The organism is Brenneria roseae subsp. americana, assembly GCF_003115815.1.
Taxonomy (GTDB): Bacteria; Pseudomonadota; Gammaproteobacteria; order Enterobacterales; family Enterobacteriaceae; genus Brenneria; species Brenneria roseae.
The window spans coordinates 1-1773 of sequence record NZ_QDKJ01000039.1; the positions used below are offsets into that span (position 1 = coordinate 1).

At 46.0% G+C, this 1773-nt stretch carries 1 pseudogene; it reads right to left on the minus strand.

The features are described 5' to 3' along the window. Positions 1-32 precede the first annotated feature (32 nt). A pseudogene (locus tag B4923_RS20645) lies at positions 33-1348 on the minus strand (IS3 family transposase); the annotation flags it as partial. Positions 1349-1773 lie beyond the last annotated feature (425 nt).

Below are 1773 nucleotides of genomic sequence, written 5' to 3' on the forward strand. Positions count from 1 at the left end.
AAATCCATTTGCGCTCATGGACTATGTAGTGGTCAACAAAAACTGGCCACGGTTTTAGAGTTTTTCCAGAACAGCTGCTCTGATTCATTCGGCGTCAGCCCGCCATTATACTGATGAGGACGGAGCTGGCTGTAATAACCCGTTATGTAATTCATAATGCTATTCTGGGCATCAGAAAAATGACTATAGCCGGTGCAAGGTACCCATTCTGTTTTAAGACTGCGGAAGAAGCGTTCCATTGGGCTGTTATCCCAGCAGTTGCCCCGTCGACTCAGACTTTGTTTAATCTGGTATCGCCACAATAATTGCCTGAACTGAGTACTCGTATAATGGCTTCCCTGATCCGAATGGAACATAACGTTGGCCGGTCTATTTCTGCGTTCCCATGCCATCGACAATGCCTTGACTGTCAACGATGAATCGGGGAAAAACGACATCGCCCAGCCAACGGGATTACGTGCAAATAAGTCCAGAACAACGGCCAGATATGTCCATCTCTGCCCCGTCCAGATGTAAGTCACGTCGCCGCACCAGACCTGATTGGGTTCAGTGACGGCAAACTGTCGCTCCAGATAATTCGGGATCGCAACATGTTCTTTAGATGCTTTTTTATAGCGATGTCCGGGTTGCTGACAGCTAATAATATTCAGTTCTTTCATCATCTTTGTCGCATGTCAGCGGCTAAGATTCATACCTTTAGCCGCGACCATGGCCGCAATATTGCGTGCCCCGGCGGAGCCATTGCTGGCGTGATGAACTTCCCGGACAAGATTCAGTAATGCCACCCGCGTGGCGTCAGGCTTTTTCGGCATGCGCCAGTACTTGTAACTGCTGCGATGTACCCCGAACACGTTGCATAAAGTGGCAACAGGAAACCGCTTCCTGAGTTTCTCAACTAACGAGAATTTTTCAGGGAGTCTGACATCAAGAGAGCGGTAGCCTTTTTTAAAATATCATTTTCCATTTCAATACGTTCGTCGCAACATGTTCTTTAGATACTTTTTTATAGCGATGTCCGGGTTGCTGACAACTAATAATATTCAGTTCTTTCATCATCTTTGTCGCATGTCAGCGGCAAGAGAGCGGTAGCCTTTTTTAAAATATCATTTTCCATTTCAATACGTTGTATCTGTTTTTTTAACTCGCGTATCTCGAGTTGTTCTGGCGTCATGGGCATTGCTTTAGGCGATTTACCCGCCTGTTCATCCTTGAGTTGGCGAACCCACGTATCCATCGTGGAAACACCAACATTCATCGCTCTGGCTGCGTCAGCGACGGAGTAATTCTGGTCGAGAACGAGTTGTGCTGCTTCAAGACGATATTCAGGGCTGAAGTTCTTCTGGTACGTCCGGTCATGAGGTCACCTTTAATGTGCTGAGGTGATGATATCACCTCTTATCAGGTGGCCAAATTCAGTGTGCCACTACAATGTAACTTCCCCCCTTTCGCATATTACTTAATCGATATTCGCAAATCACTCGCTCATACAACACCTTAGAGGAGTTTACCCATGACCTAATCTGTTCTTCTGGAAGTGCCAGTAGCTGACATTAATAATCCCCACCTGCCTTAATAGTTGAGCATTCGATAAAACGCCTATTCTACCGAAGATATGATTTATCGAGAGTCATGTTTTAGAATCAATCGATTACTTTAAACAGATGGGAACCCAATGAAAGCACTTTCGATTGTTCGACCTGCCGGAACTCAAATCGCAAATGGTCTGAAGACGCTGGAAATAAGGCGATGGCAGCCTGACGTACCAATAGGGGA